This window comes from Methanobrevibacter oralis, from assembly GCF_001639275.1.
GTDB lineage: Archaea > Methanobacteriota > Methanobacteria > Methanobacteriales > Methanobacteriaceae > Methanocatella > Methanocatella oralis.
The window spans coordinates 1-1,122 of record NZ_LWMU01000003.1 but is presented as its reverse complement, the minus strand read 5'-3'; the positions used below and the strand labels follow the sequence as shown (position 1 = coordinate 1,122).

3 protein-coding genes are annotated in these 1,122 nt (G+C 24.9%); all 3 read left to right on the top strand.

The window, feature by feature from the left end; all coding sequences use genetic code 11:
* Window positions 1-195 precede the first annotated feature (195 nt).
* On the top strand, window positions 196-432 hold the full coding sequence (locus tag MBORA_RS10435) for a hypothetical protein (RefSeq protein ID WP_063720616.1): 237 nt from the start codon (window positions 196-198) through the stop codon (window positions 430-432).
* Window positions 433-506: 74 nt separating this feature from the next.
* On the top strand, window positions 507-812 hold the full coding sequence (locus MBORA_RS00030; RefSeq protein WP_063720049.1) for a hypothetical protein: 306 nt from the start codon (window positions 507-509) through the stop codon (window positions 810-812).
* A 7-nt stretch (window positions 813-819) separates the two neighbouring features.
* A partial coding sequence (locus MBORA_RS00025) for a hypothetical protein (RefSeq protein ID WP_156482677.1) occupies window positions 820-1,122 on the top strand: 303 nt, incomplete at its 3' end.

Genomic DNA, 1,122 nt, shown 5'->3' with positions numbered 1-1,122 from the left:
TAAGTTTATATAGGGTGGAAGGCAAATAATTATATATGAAAACAAAAATCAAAAGCCTTCCATATCTTAGGTTGGATGGCGAGCAATATATATTTATCGGTGATTTTAAAAATCCTATTCGAAAAGGGTTTTTAGATGGAAAAAGCTTTGTTGAAAAATGCTATGTTCAATTAATTCTATCCTATTGAATCAATATTGGATGATAATTATTTTGTTAATAAAAATGGTGAAATCGAAGAGCGTTATCCTTTTTGTAAACATTGTGGTTCTAAAAAAGTTATTAAGAAAGATTTTAATTGGAGAATTTTGTATTTAGAATCTGGTTTGGCTGTTAAGGTGAAAATAAAAAGATATGAATGCCATGATTGTAAAAGAAAATGTCAATCAGAATTCTCTAAATATTATGAAAAATACTGCAATTTTTCAAAATAATACTAAAATAATAAAGCAAAAAAATTACTCCAACATGGATGGAAATCATATAAGAAATCTTAAAAATGATTTTAATGAATTATATATCATTAAATATCTCTTATGAATCCATTAGAAAATACATATTTTTTGGTGATTCACTATATTGGTGTGATGAGGAATCAGAACTCTCAGGATATTTTGGTTATGACGCACAATGGATTAGAATAGAAGGTAAATGGTGGTATAGACTCGATATATTTGATACAATAAGAAACATGCCCGTAGCATGCCATATATCAAATAATGAATCAAATAAAACTGTTAAAAATTTTATTAAAAAAAGTATTCCATTAAAATACCGTAAAAGCAATAGTAACAGATTCAAAAAAAGGATATGATGAAATAATGAATGAATTAGGATTCGTTCATCAACATTGCATATTTCATTTATATAAAAATATTTTAGAAGCCATGCAATCTGAAATTAATAAAACCGTAAAAAATTACAAGCAGGAATTAAAAATAAAACATCCTAAACTCTCAGATTACAAAATTAAAAAATTAAGTAAAGACAAAAAAATATGCTTAGAACAAGAAATAAAAGAATATCTTGAATTATTTTACGAATTATTTAACCAACAAAATTTCAAAAAAGCAATTCGTTATATCGATTTATTAAAAAACGAATTAAAAGGGTTTCCTAAACTT